The organism is Arthrobacter sp. A5, from assembly GCF_051131705.1.
In the GTDB taxonomy this organism is placed as follows: Bacteria; Actinomycetota; Actinomycetes; order Actinomycetales; family Micrococcaceae; genus Arthrobacter_M.
Genome location: NZ_CP180316.1, coordinates 2610877 through 2637577 on the forward strand (window position 1 = coordinate 2610877; position 26701 = coordinate 2637577).

Here is a 26701-nt window from a genome sequence, read left to right on the forward strand (position 1 = left end):
ACCAGCTCGGCGTACTTCCCGGAGCCGCTCAGTGCCGTGTATAGCGTCACCGCACGCACTCGAAACGCGCAGGTCGCCGTCTCATAACCGTACGGTTGTGGACGGAAGGGACGCTGGGACGCTGAACCGTGCTGCCCGCCGGTGCAGGTGATGGGTCCGGCCGCGGGGATGCGCGGCAGGGGAGGGTTGCTGGGCAGCGCGGGAGAAGAACCATTGCTTGGCGAATTCGACCATGACGAGGTAGATCACGGTCATCGCCAGCAGGGCCAGGAAAAACGGAACCGGCAGCAGATCAAAACCCAGCACGGCGCCCAATGGTGAGAGTGGCAGGTAGATTCCCACCGTGACTACCGCCAGGGAGGCCGCGATCAGTCCCAATGAGGGTCGGCTGCGCAGGAACGGTACCCGTCGGGTTCTGATGGCGAAGATGATCAGGGTTTGGGTGGCAATGGACTCGATGAACCAGCCGGCCCGGAACTCCCCGGGCGCGGCCTGGAAGACCAGCAGCATCAGTGCGAAGGTCGCGAAGTCGAAGAGTGAGCTGATCGGGCCGAAGAGGAGCATGAATCGCCGGATGAAGCCGATGTTCCAGTGCGAGGGTGCCAGCAGCTGTTCCTTGTCCACGCGGTCCCCCGGGATGGCCAGCTGCCCGGAATCGTAGAGCAGGTTGTTCAACAGGATTTGTCCGGGCAGCATGGGCAGAAAGCTCAGCACCACGGACGCCGTGGCGGCGCTGAACATGTTCCCGAAGTTACTCGAGGTGCCCATCAGGACATATTTGATCGTGTTGGCGAAGATCCGCCGCCCTTCCATCACGCCCTCGGCCAGGACACCGAGGTCCTTGTCCATGAGCACGATGTCTGCGGCATCCTTTGCGACGTCGCTGGCACTCTCCACGGAAATCCCGACGTCGGCATGGTGCAGCGCCAGGGCATCGTTGACGCCGTCGCCCATAAAGCCGACAGCCCGGCCATTTTGGCGCAGCAGTTGGATCAGCCGGGCCTTCTGCTCGGGTGAGACGCGGGCAAAGATGCTGGCACTTCGGGCGGCTTCGCTTAATTCCGGGTCGGAGAGTGCATCGATCTGGGTTCCGGTGAGCGTGCCGCCCGAGTTCAGCCCAATCTCCCTGCAGACTTTTTCGGCCACCCTCGCGTTATCGCCGGTGGCGATTTTGACCGTGATGCCCAAGGACGCCAACTTTTCCAGTGATTGTTTCGCGTTGCTCTTGGGCCGGTCCAGGAAGATGAGGAAGCCGACAAGCATCAGGTCTTTCTCGTCCGCTGGTTCAATGGCGGCCAGCCCCGGGGCCGGACGGGTGGCGACGGCGACAACCCTTGAGCCGGCGTCGAACTGTTCATCCAACAGAGCCTGCGCCTGCCACGGAATGGTCCGGCAGAGGCGCATCACGTCCTCCGGGGAGCCCTTGGTGATCAGGGTTGGGTTTCCGGCACCGTCACTGACGAGGACGCTGGTCATCCGGCGTTGGTGGTCGAAGGGGATGATGTCCAAGCGTTGGTGGGCGGCGGTGACGAAGGCGGCGGCTTGGGCGGATTCCCACAGGGCTGCGTCCAAGGGGTTCATCCCGACCGTGGTGACTTTTTCACAGGAGTAGTCGGCTTCGGTGGCGAGCAGGCCGAGGGTGCACAGCTGGTCGTTGGAGATGCCCGGGTCGACGGGCACGGTGCAGGTGAAGCTGACGCGTCCCTCGGTCAGGGTACCCGTTTTGTCGGTGACCAGCATATCCATATCCCCGAGGTCCTCAATACAGACCAGGCGTTTGACCAGGACTTTCCGTCGCGCCAGCTGCCGGGTGCCGGAGGCCAGGCAGGTGCTCACGACGGCCGGCAGCAGTTGCGGGGTAATTCCGACTGCGATCGCGAGGGAAAAGAGCAGCGATTCGAGCAGGGGCCGGTGCAGCAGCAGATTCGCGATGAAGATCAGCGATGTGAGTCCGATGGCGACCTGCAGCAGCAGAAAGGAAAACTTCTTGAGACCGGACTGGAATTCGGTCTCAGGCTGATGCTCGCCCAGGCCCAGAGCGATGCGGCCGAATTCCGCCCTTCCTGCAGTGGCAACCACCACGCCGGTGCAGCTGCCGGACTGGATCACTGTGCCCATCAGGATGCACGAGGTCAGATCAGACAGCGCAGCGTCCGTGCCGGTCGGTGCGGGATCCTTCGCAACGGGCAACGATTCCCCGGTAAGGATGCTCTCATCGCACAGCAGATCCTTGCTGCTCAGCAACCGGATATCCGCCGGAACTATGGCTCCCAGCCCCAGCTGGACCAGGTCCCCGGGAACCAGTTCGACGACGTCAATCTCACGGGGGCTGCCGTCCCTGGTGACGACGACGCTGTGGGTAACGCGCGAATGCAGGGCCTCGGCCGCCTGCTCTGCCCGAAATTCGTTACTGAAGCCCAGGCCGACACTGACCAGCAGGATTACACCGATGACGATCGAGTTGGTGGCATCACCAAGAAACAGGGACAGGGCAGCGGTAATGACCAGAAGAATCAGGATCGGGCTGCGCAGCTGCCGGCCCAACACCGACCAGGGACTGGCCTGGTGCGTTCTGACCGCGTTGGGGCCCACGGTGGCCAGACGGCGTCCGGCTTCTGCCCCGGTCAGTCCGGCAACACCCGACTTCAGCTCCCGAAGCATCTGCTCCGCGGTGCGCTGCGCCGACCCGCCAATTTCCTGTAGGTCCAGCTCTGCCATAGAAATGCCTCCGTCAATAGTGGCTCCGGGATCACAACAAGCCGTCCGCAACACGGCCAAACGGCGACGTTGTCGCGGGCCGCCGTCGTCGCATTCTCAGAGCGCTACCTCTGGCGGCTGATGACGATCTTCAGCGCCTTTGTTTCGCCCGCCCGCGCGAAGGTGTCGTAGGCACCCAGTATGTCGTCGAAGTTGAAATGGTGGGTCGCAAACTTCTCCGCCGGGATCTTCTTCTGTGCCACAAGCTTGAGCAACAGGGGCGTCGTGTCCGCGTTGACCAGTCCCATGCTGATGTTGATGTTCTGGATCCACAACGTCTCCAGATGCAATTCGACCGGCTTGCCATGCACCCCGATGTTAGCCACATTGCCGCCGGGGCGGACCAGTTCCGTGGCCATGCTGAAGGTCTGAGGGATCCCGACGGCCTCAATTGCCACATCAACACCGGTCCCGTCGCTCAATGCCAGCACTTGGTCTTTCCAGTTGGCCCAGCCGGAGACGACTGCGTCCGTCGCGCCAAAAGCCTTGGCCTGGTCGAGGCGTTTCTCGTCCAAATCGATGGCAATAATTGTTGCGGCACCGTAGAGCCCGGCCGTCATGATGGCCGCCAATCCAACCGGGCCTGCCCCGATGACAGCCACCACGTCTCCGGGTTTGACCCGACCGTACTGGACGCCAATTTCGAAACCCGTGGGCAGGATGTCCGAAAGCATGACGGCCTGTTCATCGCTGACCCCGGCGGGTAGTTTATGCACCGAATTCTCCGCATACGGGACGCGCACGGATTCGGCCTGAGTGCCATCGATGAAATGTCCGAAGACCCAGCCGATTCCGGACTGTGCTTCCTCGCCCAGACAATGGGAGGAGAGTCCGGTCCGACAATTGGAGCAGTGCCCGCAGGACGTGATGCAGGAGATGATGACCCGGTCCCCCACCGCCAGCGTGCTGACGGACGATCCGACCTCCGTAATGGTCCCGACACCTTCGGGGCCAAGGATTCGGCCGGGCTGCACGGCCTGCACATCGCCCTTGAGGATGTGCAGATCCGTTCCGCAGATGGTGATCGTGTCAACTTGCACGATGATGTCGGCGGGATGGATGATTTCCGGATCCGGGACGTCCTGCCACGTCATCTTGCCCGGCCCACCGTACACAAGTGCCTTCACGATATCGCTCCTTGACTGAACATTCTCCCGTGGCCGGGATGTCCCGCTTAACCGGTATGCGCCAGCACTCGTGGGCTATTCAAAGGACGCCCGCCGCGCGTCGGAGAGGGGGGTGGCCCAGATGTCCGGCCTGGCAACCTTGAAGCGGCGCCCGCTGATGATAGCCACATTGATGCGTACGAATTGTTCTTTGGCCCCTGCCTGCCACGGGAAAAGAGGAAGGGACAGGGTGTCCACCAGTTCCTGGGTTTCCCGGATCTGCTCTGCTTCGCCACGGAGAACAATGCTCCAGGCCTGTTCTGCCTTGGCATCGTAGCCATCAATCTCGAGGGCAACCGGCGACTCGGATACGGCCGCTGTCAGTTTTGTACCTTTCGCCGTCCGGAACACCACGGTGCCATGGTCCACGACAAAGTTCACCGGGAAAATATCAGGGTGACCATCGACGATGACAGCCAGCCGACCCACGCCAGTGGAGCGCAGGAACTCCCAGCAGACGTTTTCCGGAAGGTCTTCTACCTGTGGCTGCTCGTTGCCTGTCATATACCCGATGACACGTCCCGCGTTGACACATTCGTCTACAAATGACGCCTTGACTTCGTCGGACACACTCTCCACTGCCGCAGATCCTCTCCGCAGGGCCGGACACTGCTTTGCTGCCGGGCCTGCTGCTGCGATCATCCACATCTTAAGCGGCGGTTCCGGGCCCGCGCGTCGGCGCCTGCGGTGGTGGCGGAGTTTGCGGCCGGCGTCATGCCGAATCCACGCACTCCCTCAACGGTTCGATTCGCTCGTGGCCACCTGCCACCGTCGTCCTTCAGCCGACGGCTATCATGCCCGGGGACCGACATTCCATAGGAAATCTGAAACCCAAGGCCCGATCCCTGTCAGCAGAACGATGACCACGGCATCATCATGGCTGGCTTCTTAGGTCCAGTTCTCGTGGCCCACTATAGGCGTCGGCCACGGCGCATCAGTACCGCGGAGAACCCCTCGTCGATGAACAGTCCTGCGGGCCCAATGAATCTGTCGCCGGGGAAGACACCCGCCTTGGCGCTGATGAAGTCGACCAAAAGCGCGGAATAGAGGGAGGAGTTGCCGTTCTCTCCCATCAGCAGCCCGATACCGATCAGGACGTTCTTCTTCGAGCTCCTCCAAAGCTCGCCGATGGGGTTCTTGACCACATTCTTGTGCTTCTCCGGCTCCTGGAAAACCGGCGGTTCGTTCAGCCGGAGCCGGATGAAGATCGCCACTGCGACCAGCAACAGGCCGGCCAGGAACGGAACGCGCCAGAGCCAGCCCTCCAGGACGTTTTTGTCCGCCACTGCAATCGGCGCGAACGTGCCCGCACGCGCCGCAGCCGTCCAGTTTGGCGTGCCTCGGGCTGATTTATCACAGACACTCCCTCAATTGGCTCCAGACTCTCGTTGGTCTGCCGGGGTAGCGGCAGCGGCTGAGACGCTGATTATTATAGTGAACAACGTACAGTCACCTGAACGATTAGCCGAGAGTCCGTGTTCCCCTCCAAGACTCACCCCATCGGGTTACCCAGCGAGCGTGCCAGCTCCTTAAGCTCCTCCACCATCGCCTCGCCTTGGGCTTCGGAATAGGTCGCCTTCAATGCGGTAACCGAGAGGCCCAGGCTGGGCAGGTGCGCACCACGCGTGGGCACGGCGACTCCCAGACAAACTACGCCGGTGGCGGACTCTTCATCCTCGAACGCGAACCCCTGTTGGCGGATACTGCGCAGCTGCGCCTTCAGCTCCGCACCTGTCCGCAGGGATTGAGGCGTGAGGACCGGCAACTGCAGGTCATCGGGAAACATGAGGGCAAGGTCCTGATCGTGCAGTCGCGCAATCAGCGCCTTCCCGACGGCGCAAAGGGACACGGGCATCTTGTCGCCGATATTCGACGTCAGCCGCACAGCCGGGTGGCCCTCATACCTCGCCAGGTAAATCACATGGCCGCCATCGAGCATCGCAATCCGGACCGTCTCCCCGGACAGCGTCGGTGCCTGCTCACAGAAGCGGTAAAACTCCTGGACCTCATCCAGGCGGCTCAAATACGCGGCACCAAGTTCCACCAGCTTTCGGCCCAGCGAAAATCCCGATCCCTGCCGACTGATCAGTCGGGCTTCTTCCAGCGCGAGCAGTAGATTCGAAGTGGAGGATTTCGGGATTCCGAGTTCCCGGGCCAGATCGCTGAGGGTGAGCCGCCCCGATGGCGCATCGACCAGAGCCTCCAGGACCGCAGCCGCCCGGGTCACCGCGGGCGCTGGAGACGCGCTGCCTTGTCCATCCACGGTGCGTGCTATCCGGGCATCAGTCATGACCATCCTCCAGGTGGGTTCATTGGAATGAACAGAAACCATCATACTGTCCTCTCCCCGAGCATCGCCGCTGCGCCAGGACAGTCTCGCGTTGTTCACCCCTCGCCGCGCGGCTCGCGCCGCCTCCGCCGACCGTCCTACCGGGCGCCGGCAGGACGGTTGGCTCATGGATTAAGATAGGACGTAGAACATCCCTCTTTACTTTTCCGTCCGGGGCCGTGTATATTTGTTTCAGGCCCTCCACTGCTGCATCCCCCAATAGCCGCAGCGGAGGGCTTTCCAATTTAACGCTCGTCGCCGGCACCCGCCCGAAGTTGTCCGTGGGTCCAATTGAACGAGCGGGGCCCGGAGGCCTTGCGGTCATCCCGACCACCGGCTATATTCGAGTACTGGCTCCGTACCATCGCATCCCCCAATAGCGATGGTGCGGAGTCTTTTAATTTCCGCAACGGTTCAGACCAGCCAGCACCGCCGCCCGTCGTCGGCCGTACATGATCAGGCAGCTGTGACCGAGCGCAGTTTCCACCCTCCACCCTGCTGGTCCCTGAGCAGTTCCATCGTGGTGAGCTCACTCCGAAGGTTCCTTCCCAGCCGTGCCTGAACACGCCAAACCTCTATATCCACCCGGCCCAACCCCTTGGGCATCCGCCGCTGGCTTTCCCACCAGCTCACACGCTCGAACCATCGCAGCGGCTCGGCGCCTATCAACCACTCGCGCCCAGCGCGCTGGACTGCTAAAGGCAACCCGGCCGCCGTCGTACGCACCACTACATGTTCCATAGTCCTGAACGTTATGCGGGCCCACCGACAAAACCCGCTGGAGGGTATGTGTAGGACCGACTGTTGACGGGCGGCGCCCAATCAACCGCATAAGCGCGGCTTTGCCGATGCCCTGGATCGGTTCAGTCACCACTAGCTCAAGACCTTGATTGCGTCCCACTGAGCGGCGGAGGTTCTCATGACGCCCTCCCGGTCGCCGGCCGTTTACTGCATGCCTCCAGTCCATGCCCAGCACGTCCAACAGTATGGTCAGGAAAAGAGCAACGACGGCGGCACGGGCCACCCCCGCACGCGCTGGCCTTGTAGCGTGGTCTCCCGGTGCGCAGCGCACGTGCTCCAGGAGGCGAAGCCGCCGGACTATCCCAGATCGAGCTGTCCGGACGATTCCGGATCCGCGCGAAACACTAACCCGAGCTGGCGAAACATAGTGAATGGATCCATATGCCTGGCCCCGAGGGCGCTACAAACATTTGGAATCCTAACGCGCTTGCGGCTCTGCGGGTTTGGTCGTTCGCGCGTCACTAAACAGTGGAGGTCGGCCGAGGCCTTGGCTTCCGCTTCATGACCCGACCGAGTTCCGCCTGAAACAGGCCGTCGAACCCATCATTTTTAAGGATTCCCGCCTTCCGCCGTTGAAGGATGGTCGGGGAAGATCATGGCCACTAGGCAGGTGCTGTGCCTGATCTTCTCGCGGGTGCAGTCCAGGCCGAGAACCTGGACGAACGCATTGGTTGATTCCCTGCCCAAGGCCTGGACCATTTTCCGCCACAGTCTTGCTCAGCTCTCGATCCGATCCCCGCACCCTGAGCTCGTCCTGCTTGGTGATATGCGCTGAGAACTAGGGATTCCAGATACCCCTGATCCGTTCAACGCAGACATTGATGCTACTCCTTGACCGGGCTTCACGCGAGGCCGAGCGACTGTGGCTGATCACGCTATTTTTCACGCTATAGGCATCAGCGCAACGGCCTCCTCTCGGAGTCGACGGCCCCATCGGGCAGCAAAAAGCCCCGGCAACACAAGGCTTTTACCTTGGTTGCCGAGGCTTTATCTTTGTGGGCCCTACCGGGATCGAACCGATGACATCCACGGTGTAAACGTGGCGCTCTACCAGCTGAGCTAAAGGCCCCTTACGCTGCCGCGACCGTCCGCTTCTGCGGATTTCCTGCGCCAGCCAACGAGGAATAACTGTACCCGAAAGTAGGCCGTCGATGCTAACCGGGCAGAATCGGGGCATAACCGCAAGGGACTCAGCCGCGCCGAACAACAGTTGGGACAGCGGGAATCGGCAAGCGCCTCAGCCGGGCGGAGCCAGCTGGTCGGCCAGGTACTGCAGACTCTCGCTCACGCCGGCGTCGAGCTTGATGCTGGCGGTGTCATCGCCGCGGGTTGGCCCGCGGTTGATGATGACCACCGGCTTGCCGGTCTTTTTGGCATGGCGGGGAAATCGAAGTCCGCTCATGACCGTCAGCGACGAGCCGGCCACCAGCAGGGCATCCGCTCCGTCCACGATCGCGTAGGACCGCTCAACACGTTCCTTGGGGACGCTTTCGCCGAAGAAGACAAAATCCGGCTTGAGCATTCCGCCGCAGATTTCGCAGTCGGCGATCACAAACCGCGCGATGTAGGCTTCCTGCTCCAACGCGGCGTCGGCGTCCGGGGCCGCTTCGATGGGACCTTCCGCCTCGACCAGCTCAACGAACCCCGGATTCAGGGTGTCGAGGACGTCGGCGAGATGGCTGCGGCTGACGACAGTGCGGCAGCTCAGACAGACGACCCTGTCGAAGCGCCCGTGCAGATCGACGACGTTCAGCGCACCTGCGTCTTCGTGCAGACGGTCGACGTTCTGGGTGACAATGCCCGTGGTCAGCCCGCTGCGTTCGAGTGTGGCCACGCCATAGTGGCCCGCGTTCGGGCCGGCGTGGCGCAGGTGCCGCCAGCCGAGGTGGTTCCTGGCCCAGTATCGTTGCCGCAGGGCGCTGTCGCCGACAAACTCCTGGTAAGTCATGGGGCTGCGCGGGACGGAGCCGGGTCCCCGATAATCCGGAATGCCCGAATCGGTGCTAAGCCCCGCGCCGGTCAGAATGGCCAGTTTCAGGCCGCCCAAGAGCGCCGTGATCTGCTCCAGCACGGGCAGTTCTGCCGCGGAAGGTTCGGGGACGCCGACACGCGCCGGTGCGCTGGCAAATCCAGTCATGCCGATTCCGACCGGCGGACGCGTATCCATCATGCCGCGGAGTCCGCCACCGCGGAGTCCGCCACCGCAGAGCCCGCCACCGCAGAGCCCGTCACCCCAGCAGTACCGGCACTCGGCCCCGGGCGCATTTCCACATCCGCCAGATCAGAGTTCCACGAGGGCCTGGCGGTACCGGTCAAGGGAGCGGGCCTGGCCCGTCGGCGTGCTGAAGGCGTCGCGCAGGATCCCGGCTCCATCAATGACAAAGGTTCCCCGCCCCGCCATGCCGCGCTCGTCGTCGAAAACCCCATAGCGGCGCGCCATTTCGCCGTGCGGCCAGAAGTCGGCCAGCAGGTCAAAGTCCAGCCCCTCGGCCTCGGCGTACGCGCGCAGCGTGTATTTGCTGTCCACCGAGACGGCCAGCACCCGGGCCTTGGCGGTGGCAAATTCGCCCAGATTGTCCCGAAGAGTACACATTTCGCCGGTGCAGATTCCGGAAAAAGCAAAGGGATAAAACACGACGACGACGTTCCCGCCGCGCAGCGAAGCAAGCGAGATCCGCTCGCCGAACTGATTGGGAAGGTCGAAGTCGGGAGCAGCCTCGCCCACAACCGGCACACCTGCCGGTTCATCCGCCACCGGTGCGTTCGCCGCCGCCGCCGTCACGTCCGCCGCTGCGGCGGTCATGGCTTCTTGCGCGGCGCGAGCCGGGTGGCCGCCCAGTCGGTCGAAACGCCGACAGTGGTAGTTGGGTGCAGGCCGGCCGTCGGCGCGGCCTCCTGGATTTCCGATGGCGGGACATAACCGACGCGTCCGTTTTTCGGCGTCAGCACCCACACGATGCCGCCCTCATCCAAGGTCGTCAGCGAGTCCACCAGCGCGTCCACCAGATCGCCGTCGTCGGCCCGCCACCACAAAAGAACAGAGTCAACGACGTCGTGGTCCTCCTCGGTAAGCAGCTCGGACCCGACCAGTTCTTCAACACTGTCGCGCAGAGCAAAATCAACGTCGTCGTCGTACCCGAGTTCCTGGATCAAATCGCCATCCTTGAAACCCAATTTGCCCGCCACATTAACTACTGTGCCGGCGTCGGCCTCGCTCACGTTGTTCCTCCTGCTTGAAACGCATCCGCGCTTCGTTGAAGTTGTCGTCTTGATGTCTATTTTACGAACTGCGGTCACGCTGCAAAACCTTTTGGCTCGTTTTCGGAAGCCGTCGATGACAGCATCCGCCCGGCGCCGCCGTGATTTGCGTTACTACAAGCCAACACCCTAACGCGTTCAGCTTCAAGCCAGTGCCTGCGGGACATGCGTTTTCGGCGCAGACATCCAGCGCGGTGTCAGCGGCCAGGAGCACGCCGCCAACAGTACTACCCCTAATGGTACGGGGACCCGGGCACTTCCCGCAGGCCGCCGGCTACTTGGTAGGGCCTAACCCGGACTAGAGTGTTCGGTGTGCGCCCGCAGCCACAGCTGAGGGCCGGAAATACTGTCTTTAAGAGAGGTCTGACGTGGCCGCAGGCGAAGAGAATTCCCATATCCTAAGCGGGTTGACCCACCAGCTGCCTGATAGGGATCCAGAGGAGACCGCTGAGTGGATCGAGTCCCTGGATGCGTTGATTCAGGATCAGGGCACCGAACGTGCCCAATTCATTATGCGCAGCCTGCTGCAGCGGGCCGGCGCGCAGAGCGTCGGCGTGCCGATGGTGACCACGACGGACTACGTCAATACCATCCCCGCGGACCAGGAGCCGGAGTTTCCCGGTAACGAGGAGATCGAGCGCAAGTACCGCGCCTGGCTGCGCTGGAATGCCGCCATCATGGTGCACCGTGCGCAGCGCCCCGATATCGGCGTGGGCGGGCACATTTCCACCTACGCCGGTGCCGCGACGCTGTATGAGGTCGGATTCAACCACTTCTTCCGCGGCAAGGACCACCCCGGCGGCGGAGACCAGATTTTTTTCCAGGGCCACGCCTCCCCCGGCATGTACGCCCGCGCGTTCATGGAAGGCCGGTTGAGCGAAGAGGACCTGAACGGCTTCCGGCAGGAAAAATCCAAGGAAGGGCACGCGCTTTCCTCGTACCCGCACCCGCGCCTGATGCCGGAGTTCTGGGAATTCCCCACCGTTTCCATGGGCATTGGCCCGATGAACGCGATCTACCAGGCGCAGTCCAACCGGTACCTGCACAACCGCGGTCTCAAGGACACCTCCGACCAACAGGTCTGGGCGTTCCTGGGCGACGGCGAAATGGACGAGCCGGAAAGCCGCGGACTGCTGCAACTCGCGGCCAACGACAAGCTCGACAACCTCAACTTCGTGATCAATTGCAACCTCCAGCGGCTGGACGGGCCGGTGCGCGGCAACGGCAAGATCATGCAGGAGCTGGAGGCTTTCTTCCGCGGCGCCGGCTGGAACGTGATCAAGGTTGTCTGGGGCCGCGAGTGGGATGACCTGCTGGCCAAGGACGACGACGGTTCGCTGGTGAAGGTCATGAATACCACGGTCGACGGCGATTACCAGACCTACAAGGGCGAGTCCGGCGGTTTTGTCCGTGAGCACTTCTTCGGCCAGACTCCGCAGACCAAGGAAATGGTTGCGGACCTGAGCGACGACGAGGTATGGAACCTCAAGCGCGGCGGTCACGACTACCGCAAGGTCTACGCCGCATACAAGGCCGCCACCGAGTTCAAGGGCAAGCCCACGGTCATCCTTGCCCACACGGTTAAGGGTTACGGGCTGGGCACCAACTTCGAGGCCCGCAACGCCACGCACCAGATGAAGAAACTCACCATGCCGGACCTCAAGCTGTTCCGCGACCACCTCCGCATCCCGATCAGTGATGCCGAGCTGGAAAAGGACCTGTACCGGCCCCCGTACTACCACCCGGGGATGGATGCACCGGAAATTAAGTACCTGATGGATCGCCGGGCCAAGCTGGGAGGGTTTCTGCCCGAGCGCCGCACCGAGCATGCCGAGGTTGCCCTTCCCGGTGACAAGACCTATGAGGTGGCGAACCGCGGTTCCGGCAAGCAGTACGCCGCCACCACGATGGCCTTCGTTCGTCTGCTCAAGGACTTGATGCGGGATAAGGAGTTCGGCAAGCGGATCGTGCCGATCATCCCCGACGAGGCCCGGACCTTCGGCATTGACGCGTTCTTCCCGACGGCGAAGATCTACAACCCGAACGGCCAGAACTATCTCTCCGTGGACCGCGACCTGGTGCTGGCGTACAAGGAATCCATCTCCGGTCAGATTGTGCATGCTGGGATCAACGAGGCCGGTTCCGTCGCTGCGTTCACGGCCGCGGGCACCGCGTATGCCACCCACGGCGAGCCGCTGATCCCGGTCTACGTCTTCTACTCCATGTTCGGGTTCCAGCGCACTGGAGATTCCCTGTGGGCTGCCGCGGACCAGATGGCGCGCGGTTTCGTGATCGGCGCCACCGCCGGCCGGACCACGCTCACCGGCGAAGGGCTGCAGCACGCCGACGGGCATTCCCCGCTGCTGGCCTCCACGAACCCGGCAGTGGTGACCTACGACCCGGCCTACGGGTACGAAATCGGCGTCATCATGCGCGATGGCCTGGAGCGCATGTACGGCAAGGGACCCGCGTCCGGCGACTCGTCGCGGAACGTGATGTATTACATCACGGTCTACAACGAGCCGATCATCCAGCCGCCCGCGCCAGAGGACATGGACGTCGAGGGAATCATCAAGGGGATTTACCTGCTGGCTCCGGCGAAGGTGGACGGGCCTCGCGCCCAGCTGTTGGCTTCCGGTGTCTCCGTTCCGTGGGCGTTGGAAGCCCAGCAGATCCTCGCCGACGATTGGGGAGTTTCGACCGATGTCTGGTCCGTGACGTCCTGGACCGAATTGCGACGTGATGGCCTGGCCGCCGAGGAAGAGCAGTTCCTCAATCCCGGTGCCAATGCCCGTATGCCGTTCGTGACCGAACAGCTCGCCGGAGCCACCGGGCCGATAGTGGCCGTCAGCGATTACATGAAGGCCGTGCCGGACCAGATCCGGCAGTTCGTGCCCAATGAATTCGCCACCCTGGGTGCCGACGGCTTCGGCTTCTCCGATACCCGCGCCGCCGCCCGTCGGTTCTTCAAAATCGATTCGCATTCCATTGTGGTCCGTGCGCTGGAAATGCTCGCCCGGCGCGGCGAGGTCGACTGGCAGGCACCGGCCCAAGCGATCGAGAAGTACAAGTTGCTGGACGTCAACGCCGGCACCACCGGGGTGACCGGCGGGGACAGCTAGGTGCGTGGGTCAGTAGTCCGTCCTAGTTTTAAAACGCCGGTGAATTATTTAAAACGCCGGCGGATTAGCCGGGCTGCCGGATGTGGGGCTGGGAGAATTGGGGTATGGATGCCGGTTCCCAGGATGGTTTGTTCGCCGAGTCGCTCGTGGGGCCCCTCGTGCCTCCGGCCGTTGATGAGCCGATGGATGCCAACGGCGGGGCCAGGAAGCGGTTCCGGGGGTTTGAACCCGAGGCGGTGATGCTGGTCCCGCCGTCACTGGATGAGTGGCTGCCGCAAAACCATCTGGCCCGGTTCATTGCCGAAATGGTGGACACGGAGCTGGACCTGGCCCGCTTCTACAAGTCCTATGCGAAGGCCAAGGGCCAGCCGCCGTATGATCCGCGCCTGATGCTGCGCATCGTCCTGTACGGATATTGTGTCGGGGTCCGCTCCTCGCGGGAGTTGGAGCGGGCATGTACGGATGTGGTCGCGTTCCGGTGGCTGGCCGCGCAGCAGGCCCCTGATTTCCGCTCGATCGCCCGTTTCCGCGAACGCCACCTCGCGGCCCTGGCGAACGTGTTCCTCCAGGCCCTGGAACTGTGCCGGGCCGCGGGTATGGTCTCCCTGGGCAGGGTGGCCCTGGACGGGACGAAGGTGCGGGCCAACGCGTCCCGGCACAAGGCCATGAGCTATGCCCGGTTGAGCGCGAAGCAGAAGGTCCTGGCCGATGAGATCAGCGACCTGATGGAAGAGGCGAAGACCGTCGACGCGGCCGAGGACGCCCGCTTCGGGCCGGGCACTCGCGGGGACGAACTCCCCGCGGAGCTGGCGAACAGGCGGGCCCGGGCCGCGGCGATGGCCACGGCCCGTGCCTCACTGGAGGAAGAAGCCGCTGCCAAGGCCCGCCAGCTCGCGGAAGAGAAGGCCCGGTCCCGCGGCGATGATGACGAGGACATCACCGCTGCCGGCGACACTGCCGCTGCGAAGGCCGAGCCGAAGCCCACGGCGCAACGGAACTTCACGGACCCGGACGCGCGGATCATGAAAACCGCGGATGGTTCATACCATTACTGCTACAACGGCCAGGCCGTCGTGGATGCTGACCACCAGGTAATTGTTGCCACCAGATTGAACAACGTGGCCGTGGATGTGCAGCAGCTGGCCCCCATGATCGAACACACGGCTGTCTCTGTAGGTGCAATGCCCACGACGTGGAGTGCCGACGCCGGGTATTGCTCGGCAGCCAACCTCGAGCACGTCAAAGACGTTGAAACGGCTCATTCAACCGAGTTCTTCATCTCCACCCGACGCATGAAACACGGTACGCCGATTCCCGAGTCGCCCCGGGGCAGGATCCCGGCCAACGCGAGCCTGGCAGAACGGATGGGACGGAAACTCAAAACCAAGAAGGGCAAGAAAATTTATGCCCGGCGCAAAGCGATCGTTGAACCGGTCTTCGGCCAGATCAAGACCCGGCAGGGCAAAAACGTGCTCCTGCGCGGCATGGAGAAGGCAGCGCGTGAGTGGGAGTTGCTGGCAGGGTGCCACAACCTAATGAAGCTCTTCAGCCACCGCACCCGGGCGGCCTCCCTGGCGCGGATGTAGAACGGGGGCCGGCAACGGGGCAGCCCCGGGACGCCAACGGCGGCTCTTCACACCTCGCTGAACGATCCCTCGGGGCGGGGGCGCCTCCTTCAAAGGAAATTATTACCGGCATCAGGATTCATCGGCTGCCACGCCGCCGAACATCAAACGGCTAAAACCACTACCGACCCATGCACCTAGCAGCCAGAGGCTCCGGCTGACGCGCCAGCGGCAGTTGGAGAGGCTGCGACGCGCTAAGCTGCGCTGATAACGGGGCCGGCCCGCGAAGACGATGTTGCGCAACGTCGTCTTCGCGGGTCAGCCCCGTTATCGGGTTCGGTCTCGACCCGGCACGGTCCAGCCGTTAGTCGTCATCGTACAAATTGTAGTGATCGTACAAATGCGGCTTCCATGGCGGCTGGCCGTATGCTCGAAGAATGGCTCAAGATCCCCGCACTCCGGCTGCTGCGCCGGAGGTCTCTGCCGCGGCTGCGGATGCGCAGGCCCTGACACTGGAAAAGCTGCGTGCCAACGTCGGCAGGCTTTCCACCGCAACGATGAAAGAACTCGAGAACACACTGCCCTGGTACCGCCGGCTCAGCGCGGATGAGCGCTCCGCGCTGGGAATGGTGGCGCAGAACGGGATCAATGCCTTCGTCTCCTGGTATCAGCGCCCATCGTCGCCGTCGTGGGTACTCTCCGACGTCTTCGGAACGGCTCCCACCGAGCTCACGCGCTCCATCAGTCTGCAGCGCGCCCTGCAGCTGATCCGCGCCGTGGTGCAGGTGGTGGAGGACCACGTGCCGGAGATTGCGCCGAAGGCCGAGCAGGGCGCCTTGCGCGAAGCCGTGCTGCGCTATTCCCGTGAGGTCGCCTTCGCCGCGGCCGATGTCTATGCGCGGGCCGCCGAGAGCCGGGGTTCCTGGGATACCCGGCTGGAGGCACTGGTGGTGGACGCGATTCTGCGCGGCGAGGATACGGATTCCCTGCGGTCCCGGGTGGCCGCCCTGGGCTGGAAATCGCAGAGCCGGTTCACCGTGATGGTCGGCAACTCGCCGTCGGAAACCAACGCCGGCTTCGTCTCTGAACTGCGCCGTGCCGCCGGCCGCTTCGCCGAGGACGCGCTGGTGGGAATCCAGGGTGACCGGCTGATTCTGGTGCTGGGAGGCGTGGCCGATCAGGACACCGCCTACCTGCGTCTGGGCGAGCTGTTCGCCCCCGGCCCGGTGGTGTACGGCCCGCTGGCGGCGTCCCTGATGGAGGCGACCAATTCGGCGCAGGCCGCCTTTGCCGGGCTGGCCGCCGCCAAGGCGTGGCCGGGCGCGCCGCGCCCGGTGGCCGCGGACGATCTGTGGCCAGAACGTGTCATCTCCGGAGACGATTCGGCGCGCCGGGCATTGGTAAAGAACATCTACCGGCCGCTGCTGGCGGCTTCCAACGGGCTGGCCGAAACGCTCAGCAGCTATCTGCAGCTGGGCCATTCACTGGAAGCCACGGCCCGCGAGCTCTTTGTGCATGCCAACACCGTCCGCTACCGGCTGCGCCGCGTCTGTGACGTGACGGGCTGGGATCCGTTGATCCCCCGCGAGGCCTTCGTGCTGCAGACCGCGCTGGTGGTCGGCAGGCTCGCCGTACCGCCCAAGCCCGCCGTCGAACGAAACGGCAGCCGTCTGTGATGGCGCCGGATCCGGTTCATGTGGGCCCGGGATGCGCCCCGGTTATGTCCCCGCTGTGGCAACGTCGCGGTCCGGACGGGTCACGGCGGCGTTGTAGACTTCCTACAAAGCGGCTTCATGACCTTGGTGCATGTAAACACCGATAAACAGCCCACTCTTTGGAAAGCTGGATACTGTGCTTGCAATAGTCTGCCCTGGACAGGGTTCACAAACCCCCGGCTTCCTCACGCCGTGGCTGGAGCTCCCCGCTGCAGCGGCGCGAGTCGCCGCGCTGAGCGAGGTGGCCGGCGTCGACCTGTCGGCGCACGGAACCACTTCCGACGCCGAAACCATCAAGGACACCGCCGTGGCGCAGCCGCTGATTGTCGCCGCGGGACTGATCACGGCGCACGCACTTTTCAGTGCCGCGGGACTCCCGCCGGTGGAAGATTCCGCCCTGCGCGGCCTACCGCTGGTCCTGGCCGGACATTCGGTAGGCGAGATCACCGCCGCCTCGCTGGCCGGCGCACTCAGCGAACATGACGCCATGATCTTCGTCCGCGAGCGGGCCAACAGCATGGCCGCGGCCGCTGCCCTGACGCCCACCGGAATGAGCGCCGTCGTCGGCGGTGACCCTGCCGAGGTGCTGGCCGCCATCGAGTCCGCGGGCCTAACCCCGGCGAACATGAACAGCACGGGACAGACCGTCGCCGCCGGCACCCTCGAACAGCTCCAGGTCCTGAAGGATAATCCGCCGGCCAAGGCCCGCGTGCTTCCGCTGCAGGTGGCCGGCGCGTTCCACACCCAGCACATGGCTCCCGCCGCCACCGCCCTGCAGGTGCTGCGCCCGGGCCTGAGCCTGCGCGATCCGGATCCGGTACTGCTCTCCAACTTTGACGGCCGGTCCGTGACCACCGGCGACGCCGTCATCGAAAGCCTGATCGCGCAGGTCTCGAGGCCGGTGCGCTGGGACCTGTGCATGGAAACCCTCGTCTCAATGGGCGTCACCGCGCTGATCGAACTCTCCCCCGCCGGAACACTGGCCGGCCTCGCCAAACGTGCCATGCCCGGTGTTGTCGCCGTTGCCGTCAAATCTCCAGAGGATCTGGAATCCGCCAAGGAACTGCTTGTCGCCGCACTGGCCGAGCGGGAAGAAGGAAACGCGTGAGCACTCCCACCCTGCAGCAGAACCCGTTGCGCGAATTCACCCGCATCCTGGGCGTCGGGGCCTACCGCCCGAACGTCATCGTCACCAATGACGACGTCTGCCAGTGGATCGATTCCTCCGACGAATGGATCCGCCAGCGGACCGGCATCGTGACCCGGCACCGCGCCCCGCGCGAGGTCAGCGTCGTCGACATGGCCGCAGGTGCCGCCATGGAAGCCCTGGCGAAAGCCGGCATTGACGCCTCCCAGCTGGGCGCCATCATTGTCTCCACCGTCACGCATCCGTACGCGACGCCGTCGGCCGCTTCCCTGCTGGCCGAGCGCATCGGCGCGACGCCGGCTCCTGCCTTTGATGTCTCCGCTGCCTGCGCCGGCTACTGCTACGGCGTGGCCCAGGGTGATGCGTTAGTGCGCGCCGGGACCGCGGACTACGTCCTGGTGGTCGGCGTGGAAAAGCTCTCGGACGTCATTGACAACCACGAGCGGACCATCTCGTTCCTGCTCGGCGACGGCGCCGGTGCCGTCGTGATCGGCCCAGGTGAGCGCGCGGGAATCGGCCCGTCCGTCTGGGGTTCCGACGGCAGCCGCTGGGACGCCATCGGCATGACGCACTCCCAGACCGCGATCCGCGACTTCAGCATCTCCGCGATGAAAGAGGACGACGACGGCGACCTTGCCGCCGTGGGCGAAGCGCACGCCAACCTGTGGCCGACCCTGCGCCAGGACGGCCAGACCGTCTTCCGCTGGGCGGTCTGGGAAATGGCCAAGGTGGCCAAGCAGGCCCTCGATGCGGCCGGCATCACCGCCGACCAGCTCTCCGCCTTTGTGCCGCACCAGGCGAATATGCGCATCATCGACGAACTGGCCAAGCAGCTGAAAATCCCGGATTGCGTGCTGATTGCGCGCGATATCGAGGACGCCGGGAACACCTCGGCGGCGTCGATTCCGCTGGCAACACACCGGCTGCTGCGGGAAAACCCCGGTCTCAGCGGCGGCCTGTCACTGCAGATTGGATTTGGCGCCGGGCTCGTATTCGGCGCGCAGGTCGTCGAGCTGCCGTAACATCCGACACGGTGCCGGCCCAGCCGGGCCGGCATAGCATTTCGGACCACAACCGTGGTTTGATCAACACTGCCTCACCCGATCACCGACCAAAGCGAAAATCACAAGAAAAGGAGCCATCAATGGCTAGCAACGAAGAAATCCTGGCCGGTTTGGCTGAAATCGTCAACGAAGAGACCGGTCTTGCACCCGAGGCTGTCGAGCTGGACAAGTCCTTCACGGACGATCTGGACATCGATTCCATCTCCATGATGACCATTGTGGTCAACGCCGAAGAGAAGTTCGGCGTACGCATCCCGGACGAAGAGGTCAAGAACCTCAAGACCGTCGGAGACGCCGTCAACTTCATCTCCGGCGCACAGGCCTAGTCCTTCCGACTGACCTATGCCCCGCATCGGCAGGGCATGAAGGGTGGCCGGTCCCCGCGTAGGGGAACCGGCCACCCGACACGAACTGTCCTGCACATTTTTCTTTTTTCCAGAGAGTAGAACCATGGCCCGCAAAGTAGTCATCACCGGACTGGGAGCCACCACCCCCATCGGCGGCGACGTTCCCACCATGTGGAAGAACGCACTGATCGGCGTGTCCGGCGCACACACCCTGACGGATGACTGGGTGACGAAGTACGATCTCCCCGTCCACTTTGCCGCCAAGGCATCCACTCCCGCCACCGAGATCCTCACGCGCGTCGAGGCCAAACGCCTGGATCCCTCCAGTCAGTTCGCCGTCGTAGCCGCCCGCGAGGCGTGGAAGGACTCCGGTATCACCGAGGTGGACCACGACCGCCTTGCCGTGGCCTTCGCCACCGGCATCGGCGGCGTCTGGACGCTGCTGGACGCCTGGGACACCCTGCGCGAGAAAGGACCGCGCCGGGTTCTGCCGATGACGGTCCCGATGCTGATGCCCAACGGCGCCGCCGCGGCGGTCAGCCTGGATTTGGGTGCCCGCGCCGGTGCCCACACACCCGTTTCCGCCTGCGCTTCCGGCACCGAAGCGCTCCACCTGGGTCTGGAGTTGATCCGCTCCGGCAAGGCCGACGTCGTAATGGCCGGCGGCGCCGAGGCCGCCATCCACCCGCTGCCGATGGCCTCGTTCTCCTCCATGCAGGCGCTGTCCCGCCGCAATGACGATCCCGAGCACGCCTCCCGACCGTATGACCGCGACCGGGACGGCTTTGTCATGGGTGAAGGTGCCGGCGCTCTGGTGCTGGAGGCCGAAGAGCACGCTTTGGCCCGCGGCGCCCGCATCTACGGCGAACTGGCCGGCACCTCGGTCACGGCGGACGCGTACCACATCACGGCCCCGGACCCGGAGGGGCTCGGCGCCACCCGAGCACTGAAGGCCGCACTCTTTGATGCACGCGCCCAGGACACCGACGTTGTCCATGTCAACGCGCACGCCACGTCTACGCCGGTGGGCGACAAGCCCGAGTACACCGCGCTCAAGGCGTCGCTGGGGAATCATCTGGAGAACGTGGCGGTATCCGCCACCAAGTCGCAGACCGGGCACCTGCTCGGCGCTTCGGGAGCGGTGGAGGCGGTCATGACCGTGCTGGCCGTGTACAACCGCAAAGCGCCGGCGACGATCAACCTGGAAAACCAGGATCCGGAGATTCCGTTGGACGTCGTCACCACCGCCCGGGATCTTCCCGCCGGGGACATAGTGGCGTTGAGTAACTCCTTCGGCTTCGGCGGCCACAACGCCGTCATCGTGATCCGTAATACGAACTAAGCGCTGCCAACGGACGACTGCCCTGACGCGGAAAATTCGGACGTGCCCGGTCCCGGCGGGAGCCGGTCACGTGCGTCTGCTCCGGTGACCGGGTTTGGGCCTGCGTCAGAGACTGCACTCGGTCCGGTCTGTGTTCGGAGGCTCGGCCTGCTTCAGGGCCTGAGTAAGCGCCGGGGTCTGGGTCTGTTTCAGGGCATGGAAAGCCTCCAGCCTCAGCCGACCTGATGAAGCCAGCGCACGGGGGCTCCCTCGCCCGCATGGCGGAAGGCCTCCAGCTCCTCATCCCACGCCTCGCCAAGGGCCAGTGACAACTCATGGTAGACGGCGGCCGGATCACCGGCGCCGGACTCGTAGGCGTAGCGGATCCGATCCTCGGTGACCATAATGTTTCCGTGCGCATCCGTCACGGCATGAAATATTCCCAACTCAGGCGTGTGCGACCAACGCCCGCCGTCGACTCCCGCGCTCGGCTCCTCAGCCACCTCATAGCGCAGATGCGCCCAGCCGCGCAGGGCGGAGGCCAATTGCGCACCGGTTCCCTGAGTCCCGGACCAGGACACTTCGGCACGGACCATACCCGGAGCAGCCGGCTGCGGCGTCCAATCAAGATCCGTGCGCTTATCCGCCACGGATCCGATGGCCCACTCAATGTGCGGGCACAAAGCAAGAGGGGCTGAGTGTATAAACAAAACACCGCGCGTCATCACAACAGACATTCCATCCTCCATAGCTGTAGGTTCGTCTTCCCCAACGACCTTCGGCAAGGCTGGAATGGCACCGCTGCGTACTGAGCCGGAATTGCTTTTCTGCGCTCCCTGAATCGGTCTACCCGCGGCAGCCCATACTTTTGTTACTGTCCCGTACTACTCCGACACTTTTTATTGTGACATGTTTTACTGGACCGTCTTGATTATGACATTTTCACAGTGCCCAGACTCTCGACCGCGCACCTCACATTGTGCCGCACACGGGCAAATAACGCCAGTGGAATTCCCCCGATGGAATTCGCGGCGTCGATCCCGCCCAAACGGATGCCGGCCGGTCGGCCCGATCCCGTCCCTGCGGCACCCGCTCCGAGAGCGCCGGGCGCGGATAGGCCAGGGCAACGGCGGACAGGCCAGGGCGCCGGCGGACAGGGCCAGGGCGCCGGCGGACAGGGCCAGGGCACCCGGCCGCCTGGCACGTGGCGCATGAATGCCGCGCAGAATGACATGCATGAACGCCGGCCTGAATTCGATATCAGGCGCGCGGGTGGGCCTGCTGGTAACTGCTGCGCAGCCGATCCACCGAAACGTGGGTGTAAATTTGCGTGGTGGCCAGGCTGCTGTGCCCCAGAATCTCCTGGACGGCGCGCAGATCCGCGCCGCCGTCGAGCAGGTGCGTGGCCGTTGAATGACGCAGCGCGTGCGGACTGGTGGCCGATGTGTCCCCAAGGGCGTGAAACAGGCGGCCGACGACGGTACGGACCTGCCGCTGGTCGATCCGGTTTCCGCGCTGACCCAGGAACAGGGCGGATCCGCTTCGCGGCGTGCAGAATGCCGGCCGGCCAGTCACCAGCCAAGCCTCTATGGCCCGTGCCGCGGGCTGACCATAGGGAACGGTGCGTTCCTTGTTACCCTTACCGATCACAGTTAACGTGCGCCTCTCCGCGTTCAGGTGGCCCGCATCCAAAGCCGCCAGCTCTCCCACCCGCACTCCGGTGGCATAGAGCAGCTCCATGACGGCCAGGTCCCGCAGCGCCACCGGCTCCCCGCCCAGCGCCTGTTGCTGCAGTGCGCCAAACAGCCTGGTCACCTGCTGCTGCTGCAGCACGCCGGGCAAGGTCTGGTCACGCTTGGGTGCCTTCAGTCGCAGGGCCGGATCGACTGCCAGCAGTTCCTCCCGAACAGCCCAGGACGTGAAGCTGCGGGCCGTGGCCGCCCGCCGGGCCAGCGTCGCCCGGGCCAGCCCCGCAGCACTTTGTTCCCCCAACCATCGCCGCAGCGTTCCCAGCTCCAGACCGGCCAAGCTGGTGGCACCTTCGGTGAGGGCATAAATCAGCAGCCCTTCCACATCGCCTAGGTAAGCCCGCACGGTATGGGCTGAACGGGCCCGTTCCGACGTCAGGTAAGACTCAAACCGGGCCAGTGCGCTGGAAAACTCCTCGGGCAGCTGGGCAATTTCGGATCGGTCCACCTCCCTACTGTGCGTCCATGTTTCCCGCCGGGCAAGTCGCACCGCCGGACGGGAACAATATTAGCCGCGCCGGGAGGGTACCGACCCGTGTCAGGTACGTGTCAGGTCCCGCCTTGCGGAACTCCCAGTCCATCATTGCCGACCCTTGCGGAGCTTCCAGTTCCCGTTGCTGCGCTCGGCCAGTCCCATCAGCTCGAGCCTGCCGAGTCCGGCCAGCACCGATGCAATTCCGAGACCGGCCACGGCGGACAGCTTCTCGGGCGCGCTCCCCTGTCTCACCGGCAGCGCGTCCAAAAGCAGCAGATCCTCCACATTCAGGCCGTCGTGCTCGGCCGAGGTTCCGGTCGGCTCGTCGGCCAGATGCTCACCGCTGGCCCCCGCAAGTTCGGCTACCTCCGTGGCGTCCGTGACACACACCGCCGAGCCTTCGCGCAGCAGCCGGTGGCAGCCGGCGGAGTTCGCGCTGAACACCGACCCCGGTACAGCGGCAACCTGACGGCTTAAGGAATCCGCATGGTGTGCCGTGCTCAGCGCGCCCGACCGCCAGCGTGCTTCGACCACCACGGTAACGGCGCAGAGCGCCGCGATGAGCCTGTTCCGCTGCAGGAACCGGTACCGTGTGGGATTCGTGCCCGGCGGAACCTCGGCAATCATGGCTCCCTCCTGGGAAATTGTGCGCAGCAGATCTTCATTCCCTGAGGGGTAGTACCTGTCGATGCCCCCGGCCATCACGGCGATCGTGGCGATACCACCGTTGCCTCCCGCGAGCGCGGCACGGTGCGCGTGGGCGTCGATCCCATAGGCCCCACCGCTGACAACAGTGATTCCGCGCTCGGCCAGACCTTGGGCAATTTGCCCCGTCACGCTGGCTCCATAACCGGTACTGTCCCGGGAACCGACCACGGCAACGCACCGGCTCACCTCCGGGAGGACGCGGTACGGACTCCGGCACCATAGCGCAATCGGTTCCGACAGTCCCAGATCGGCCAGGGCCTGCGGCCAGTCGTCGTCTTCGGGCACGATCAGACCGCCGCCCAGACACCGGATCACGGCCAGATCCCGATCCGGCGCAAGGTCTTTGACCCTCGGCGCCCAGCGGCCGACCGCAGCTTCCAGCCCTGACCATCCGGATCTGGCGCCTGCTTCGTCGAGGATCTGCACGACCGCATGCTCGGTGGCTGTCCCGGCCCGCACTTCCCCTGTCGCAATCCGGACGGCGTGCACAGGTCCCACTACTCGGATCAGGGCCAGACCGGCGAGGTCCGACGGTTCCATCAGGCGCGTCAGCGCGGCTCTTGCCACCACTACGGCTCCTGCCTCCCCTACAGTGCTCGTACACTCATTACGCACAGTGTTCATGCGCTCATCCCGTTCATGCGCTCATTCCCCTTTGTCTCATGGTCAGGGCAAGTCCCACCTCATGGCTGCCCGGTTCGTCAATTTCCGCCAAGTCGGCCAGTGTCCAGGCCAGCCGCAGCACCCTGTCGTATCCGCGTGCCGTCAGAGCGCCCGTTTCAAGCCCCCGGTCGAGGACGGTTGTTGTCCGGGGCGGGAGCCGGAAAACGCCCCGGAGCAACCTACCCGTCACGTCCGCGTTCCGGACCAGCCCGTGAGCGGCCAGCCGTTGGCGTTGCCGTCTCCTCGCCAGTGAGACCCGAGCTGCCACTACGGTCGAGCTCTCCCGGTTTTCCGTGCTGGATAGCTCGGCCAGGGATAGACGGTTGACCTGCAGCTGGATATCCACCCGGTCCAGCAGCGGCCCGGAGAGCCTGCCGAAGTATCGACGGCGCGCCATGGCCGTGCAGGTGCAGTCCTGCCCCTTCCCCGCGGCCTTTCCGCAAGGACAGGGATTTGCTGCCATCACCAGCTGGAAACGCGCCGGGTAGGAAGCCGTTCCGGCCGACCGGTGCAGAATCAGCTCACCGCTCTCCAGCGGCTGGCGCAGGGCGTCAAGGACACGCCGTTCATATTCAGGCGCCTCAGCCCGAAAGTCGACTCCTAAATCAGTCCTTGGATTTGAATCACGCGGTCGGCGCGGTATGCCGTGGCCTTGATGAGCTTGGCATTGTCCTCGTCTGAGCCGAGGGCCCAGTGTCGGGCACCTTCGGCGGTTTTGCCGTAGTCCATGTGGCGCGTGATGAGCCAGTCGTGCCTATCGTCCTGTTCGGGATCGAGGAACCAGGATTCGGTGAGGCAGTCGCGGGCTGATGGCCAAGCCCCGTTTTCGGCGAGCAGGTAATTGCCCTCCGTGACCACCAGAGGAACATCAGCGTGCACAGTGATGCTGCCCGCTATGGGTTCTTCAAGATCGCGGTTGAAACTAGGGGCGTAGATGACTTCGCCGGGCTTCTGGTCGCGGATTCGGTGAAGCAGGCTGGCATACCCGGCATCGTCGAATGTCTCTATGGCACCTTTCACTTGACGCAAGCCCTTTTCAAGAAGGACCACATTGGCTAGATGAAAGCCGTCCATGGGCACTAGGACGGCTTTGTCGGGTCCCAATGCGTCAACAATTCGGTGGCCGAGTGTGGATTTCCCTGCGCCGGGTGCTCCGGTAATACCCAGAATGATCCGAGTCCGCGGTGTGCCCAAGCTTGCAGCGATTTCAACTAGCTCCTCAATAGGGACCGCTGTGGTCATTGTTGTTGCGTCCTCAGGTAGTCAAACGGTGTCTCGCCGGGGATAGCGGCCAGCCATTCCCGTGTGCCGGGGTGGGTGCACTTCAGGGCTGCAATATGGCCTGCGAAGCGCAGGGACGAGCACGGATCTAACGGCCCTCCCCGGCTGGGGTGGAATGATCTAGCGAAACTATATGCCCCGTGGAAGAAATCGCCGGCAGCCAGTGTATCGACGGCGTGGACTTTTTCCGTCTCCACGGATCCTTGTGCGTCTTTGGTTTTCCATCGCACAGGCATGGGCCCGTTGGTGACTGCAGCAAAATCGGCCCCCTGGTTCAAGATCCAAGGTATGGGGTCTCCGTTGCCGGTGGGAATGGCAAAGTCGGCCGAACAAACCACTTCGCTGGATATCGGGACCAGCTTGTCCATGAGGGGCTTCCAGCGTCCGGCGTCCACCACACGGGGAATGGCACGGCTGCTGCCCCAGCGTGCTGCGGCCAGGGCCAGGGCCGGATGATGCCCGTCAAGGTGCACGACGTCGGCCCGCTCCAGAGCGTCCAGAGTGGCACGTATCTCGCTTTCGCCGGCCATGGCCGGGTCCGGGTTGTCCTCCCGGGCGTCTGTGGAGACGATCTGGCGGTCACCTGTCGAGTCATCGACGGTGATTGTTGAGACGGAAGGTCGGTACTGGGCACCGGCAAAGTCAACTATGGCAACGCCATGGGATGAGAGGTCTTCTCGGATCACCGCGGAAATGCTTCCTTGTCCCAGCCGGGTGACCAACGTTGCGTGGCCACCCAGCATTGAAAAGATCACGGTCGCTTTCAGGGCAGGGCCCCCGCCCGCGACATCCTGGCGGAATGCGGTGGCCTTGGCGTTGCGCCCGGGGAGTTCGCGGACCCGTTGGACGATGTCCAGGGTTGCTAATCCCACAAAGATCCCCCGCGGTTGGTCCGGGGATGCTTCAGGCCCCACCGTTTCGCTCTTCCTCGGTCGGTTCCAAGGCTCCGGTCATCAACGCGACGACTTCACCATCATCTCCGCCTTCGCCCAGCTAGAACGCGACCAGCTCTCCGAACGCACCAAGGCCGGCATGGCCGTCGCCGCCTCCCACGGCCGCAAGGCAGGCCGGCAGGAAATCACCGCCGCCCACGCGAACGTCAAGCGAGCCCGGGATTTGAAAACCCAGGGCCTGAAACCAGCCGACATCGGAAAAATCATCGGGGCAAGCCGGGCCACCATCTACCGCTACCTCAGCATGGAACCCGGCTGATGACAGAGCCACTTACGGCTGC

21 protein-coding genes, 1 tRNA gene and 3 pseudogenes are annotated in these 26701 nt (G+C 64.1%); 8 read left to right on the forward strand and 17 right to left on the reverse strand.

Annotated elements, in window-relative coordinates:
- Positions 1–81: 81 nt before the first annotated feature.
- From mgtA to ACLLJI_RS12410, 11 genes and pseudogenes are all read right to left on the reverse strand, one after another.
- Positions 82–2718 (reverse strand): magnesium-translocating P-type ATPase, encoded by a 2637-nt coding sequence (mgtA, locus tag ACLLJI_RS12360; RefSeq protein ID WP_434612645.1) that lies wholly within the window; start codon positions 2716–2718, stop codon positions 82–84.
- 104 nt (positions 2719–2822) lie between these two features.
- A complete protein-coding gene (locus ACLLJI_RS12365) occupies positions 2823–3884 on the reverse strand; it encodes a zinc-dependent alcohol dehydrogenase family protein (protein WP_434612647.1) in 1062 nt (353 codons plus the stop codon).
- Between the two features lie 75 nt (positions 3885–3959).
- The gene (locus ACLLJI_RS12370) at positions 3960–4493 is read right to left on the reverse strand and encodes a pyridoxamine 5'-phosphate oxidase family protein (RefSeq protein WP_434612649.1); all 534 of its coding nucleotides are present in this window, start codon (positions 4491–4493) and stop codon (positions 3960–3962) included.
- A 362-nt stretch (positions 4494–4855) separates the two neighbouring features.
- Positions 4856–5233, reverse strand: a pseudogene (locus ACLLJI_RS12375) (MFS transporter); the annotation flags it as partial.
- A 182-nt stretch (positions 5234–5415) separates the two neighbouring features.
- The gene (locus tag ACLLJI_RS12380) at positions 5416–6213 is read right to left on the reverse strand and encodes an IclR family transcriptional regulator (protein ID WP_434612651.1); all 798 of its coding nucleotides are present in this window, start codon (positions 6211–6213) and stop codon (positions 5416–5418) included.
- Positions 6214–6708: 495 nt separating this feature from the next.
- Positions 6709–6885 (reverse strand): hypothetical protein, encoded by a 177-nt coding sequence (locus tag ACLLJI_RS12385; protein WP_434612653.1) that lies wholly within the window; start codon positions 6883–6885, stop codon positions 6709–6711.
- A 465-nt stretch (positions 6886–7350) separates the two neighbouring features.
- Positions 7351–7533, reverse strand: a pseudogene (locus ACLLJI_RS12390) (DUF4411 family protein); the annotation flags it as partial.
- Between the two features lie 516 nt (positions 7534–8049).
- Positions 8050–8122: transfer RNA gene (locus ACLLJI_RS12395), tRNA-Val, on the reverse strand.
- 168 nt (positions 8123–8290) lie between these two features.
- Positions 8291–9190, reverse strand: coding sequence for a Sir2 family NAD-dependent protein deacetylase (locus ACLLJI_RS12400; protein ID WP_434612655.1), 900 nt, complete (start codon positions 9188–9190; stop codon positions 8291–8293).
- A gap of 144 nt (positions 9191–9334) precedes the next feature.
- Positions 9335–9856: a peroxiredoxin gene (locus tag ACLLJI_RS12405; RefSeq protein ID WP_434612657.1), complete on the reverse strand. Its 522-nt coding sequence runs from the start codon at positions 9854–9856 to the stop codon at positions 9335–9337.
- The gene (locus ACLLJI_RS12410; protein ID WP_283560909.1) at positions 9853–10272 is read right to left on the reverse strand and encodes a DUF3052 domain-containing protein; all 420 of its coding nucleotides are present in this window, start codon (positions 10270–10272) and stop codon (positions 9853–9855) included. Before ACLLJI_RS12410 ends, ACLLJI_RS12405 begins: the two co-directional genes overlap by 4 nt.
- Before the next feature lie 407 nt (positions 10273–10679).
- Between ACLLJI_RS12410 and aceE the strand changes: the two genes are divergently transcribed.
- From aceE to fabF, 7 genes are all read left to right on the forward strand, one after another.
- Entirely contained in the window at positions 10680–13433 is a 2754-nt protein-coding gene (gene aceE / locus ACLLJI_RS12415; RefSeq protein WP_434612660.1) for a pyruvate dehydrogenase (acetyl-transferring), homodimeric type, read from the forward strand.
- Positions 13434–13615: 182 nt separating this feature from the next.
- Positions 13616–15019 (forward strand): IS1182 family transposase, encoded by a 1404-nt coding sequence (locus ACLLJI_RS12420; protein WP_434621093.1) that lies wholly within the window; start codon positions 13616–13618, stop codon positions 15017–15019.
- A gap of 416 nt (positions 15020–15435) precedes the next feature.
- Positions 15436–16674: a PucR family transcriptional regulator gene (locus tag ACLLJI_RS12425; protein ID WP_283560911.1), complete on the forward strand. Its 1239-nt coding sequence runs from the start codon at positions 15436–15438 to the stop codon at positions 16672–16674.
- A 175-nt stretch (positions 16675–16849) separates the two neighbouring features.
- The gene (locus tag ACLLJI_RS12430) at positions 16850–17821 is read left to right on the forward strand and encodes an ACP S-malonyltransferase (protein ID WP_434612662.1); all 972 of its coding nucleotides are present in this window, start codon (positions 16850–16852) and stop codon (positions 17819–17821) included.
- The gene (locus ACLLJI_RS12435; RefSeq protein ID WP_434612664.1) at positions 17818–18882 is read left to right on the forward strand and encodes a beta-ketoacyl-ACP synthase III; all 1065 of its coding nucleotides are present in this window, start codon (positions 17818–17820) and stop codon (positions 18880–18882) included. The genes ACLLJI_RS12430 and ACLLJI_RS12435 overlap by 4 nt, the downstream gene beginning before the upstream one ends.
- Positions 18883–19004: 122 nt before the next feature.
- Complete coding sequence (locus tag ACLLJI_RS12440) at positions 19005–19250, forward strand: acyl carrier protein (protein WP_283560914.1); 246 nt, start codon at positions 19005–19007, stop codon at positions 19248–19250.
- 124 nt (positions 19251–19374) lie between these two features.
- On the forward strand, positions 19375–20613 hold the full coding sequence (gene fabF / locus ACLLJI_RS12445) for a beta-ketoacyl-ACP synthase II (protein ID WP_434612667.1): 1239 nt from the start codon (positions 19375–19377) through the stop codon (positions 20611–20613).
- A gap of 212 nt (positions 20614–20825) precedes the next feature.
- On the opposite strand, the gene ACLLJI_RS12450 is transcribed toward fabF, so the two are convergent.
- From ACLLJI_RS12450 to ACLLJI_RS12475, 6 genes and pseudogenes are all read right to left on the reverse strand, one after another.
- Positions 20826–21329, reverse strand: coding sequence for a DUF3145 domain-containing protein (locus tag ACLLJI_RS12450; RefSeq protein WP_283560916.1), 504 nt, complete (start codon positions 21327–21329; stop codon positions 20826–20828).
- Between the two features lie 523 nt (positions 21330–21852).
- On the reverse strand, positions 21853–22788 hold the full coding sequence (locus tag ACLLJI_RS12455) for a tyrosine recombinase XerC (RefSeq protein ID WP_434612669.1): 936 nt from the start codon (positions 22786–22788) through the stop codon (positions 21853–21855).
- Positions 22789–22920: 132 nt separating this feature from the next.
- Positions 22921–24147, reverse strand: a complete 1227-nt coding sequence (gene dprA / locus ACLLJI_RS12460; protein ID WP_434612672.1) for a DNA-processing protein DprA — start codon at positions 24145–24147, stop codon at positions 22921–22923.
- A 13-nt stretch (positions 24148–24160) separates the two neighbouring features.
- Positions 24161–24838 (reverse strand): annotated as a pseudogene (locus ACLLJI_RS12465) (ATP-binding protein); the annotation flags it as partial.
- Entirely contained in the window at positions 24787–25428 is a 642-nt protein-coding gene (locus tag ACLLJI_RS12470) for a nucleoside/nucleotide kinase family protein (RefSeq protein WP_434612674.1), read from the reverse strand. The gene ACLLJI_RS12470 and the pseudogene ACLLJI_RS12465, both read right to left, overlap by 52 nt.
- Complete coding sequence (locus ACLLJI_RS12475; RefSeq protein WP_434612676.1) at positions 25425–26339, reverse strand: PfkB family carbohydrate kinase; 915 nt, start codon at positions 26337–26339, stop codon at positions 25425–25427. Before ACLLJI_RS12475 ends, ACLLJI_RS12470 begins: the two co-directional genes overlap by 4 nt.
- Here ACLLJI_RS12475 and ACLLJI_RS12480 point away from each other — a divergent pair.
- Complete coding sequence (locus ACLLJI_RS12480; protein WP_434612678.1) at positions 26317–26679, forward strand: recombinase family protein; 363 nt, start codon at positions 26317–26319, stop codon at positions 26677–26679. The genes ACLLJI_RS12475 and ACLLJI_RS12480 overlap by 23 nt on opposite strands.
- Positions 26680–26701 lie beyond the last annotated feature (22 nt).

Coding starts and splice junctions, on each gene's coding strand:
- mgtA (WP_434612645.1), bottom strand. CDS start 2,718: ATGGCAGAGCTGGACCTACAGGAAATTGGCGGGTCGGCGCAGCGCACC.
- ACLLJI_RS12380 (WP_434612651.1), bottom strand. CDS start 6,213: ATGACTGATGCCCGGATAGCACGCACCGTGGATGGACAAGGCAGCGCG.
- ACLLJI_RS12400 (WP_434612655.1), bottom strand. CDS start 9,190: ATGACTGGATTTGCCAGCGCACCGGCGCGTGTCGGCGTCCCCGAACCT.
- ACLLJI_RS12405 (WP_434612657.1), bottom strand. CDS start 9,856: ATGACCGCCGCAGCGGCGGACGTGACGGCGGCGGCGGCGAACGCACCG.
- ACLLJI_RS12420 (WP_434621093.1), top strand. CDS start 13,616: ATGGATGCCAACGGCGGGGCCAGGAAGCGGTTCCGGGGGTTTGAACCC.
- ACLLJI_RS12425 (WP_283560911.1), top strand. CDS start 15,436: ATGGCTCAAGATCCCCGCACTCCGGCTGCTGCGCCGGAGGTCTCTGCC.
- ACLLJI_RS12440 (WP_283560914.1), top strand. CDS start 19,005: ATGGCTAGCAACGAAGAAATCCTGGCCGGTTTGGCTGAAATCGTCAAC.
- fabF (WP_434612667.1), top strand. CDS start 19,375: ATGGCCCGCAAAGTAGTCATCACCGGACTGGGAGCCACCACCCCCATC.
- ACLLJI_RS12450 (WP_283560916.1), bottom strand. CDS start 21,329: ATGTCTGTTGTGATGACGCGCGGTGTTTTGTTTATACACTCAGCCCCT.
- dprA (WP_434612672.1), bottom strand. CDS start 24,147: ATGAACACTGTGCGTAATGAGTGTACGAGCACTGTAGGGGAGGCAGGA.
- ACLLJI_RS12470 (WP_434612674.1), bottom strand. CDS start 25,428: ATGACCACAGCGGTCCCTATTGAGGAGCTAGTTGAAATCGCTGCAAGC.
- ACLLJI_RS12480 (WP_434612678.1), top strand. CDS start 26,317: ATGTCCAGGGTTGCTAATCCCACAAAGATCCCCCGCGGTTGGTCCGGG.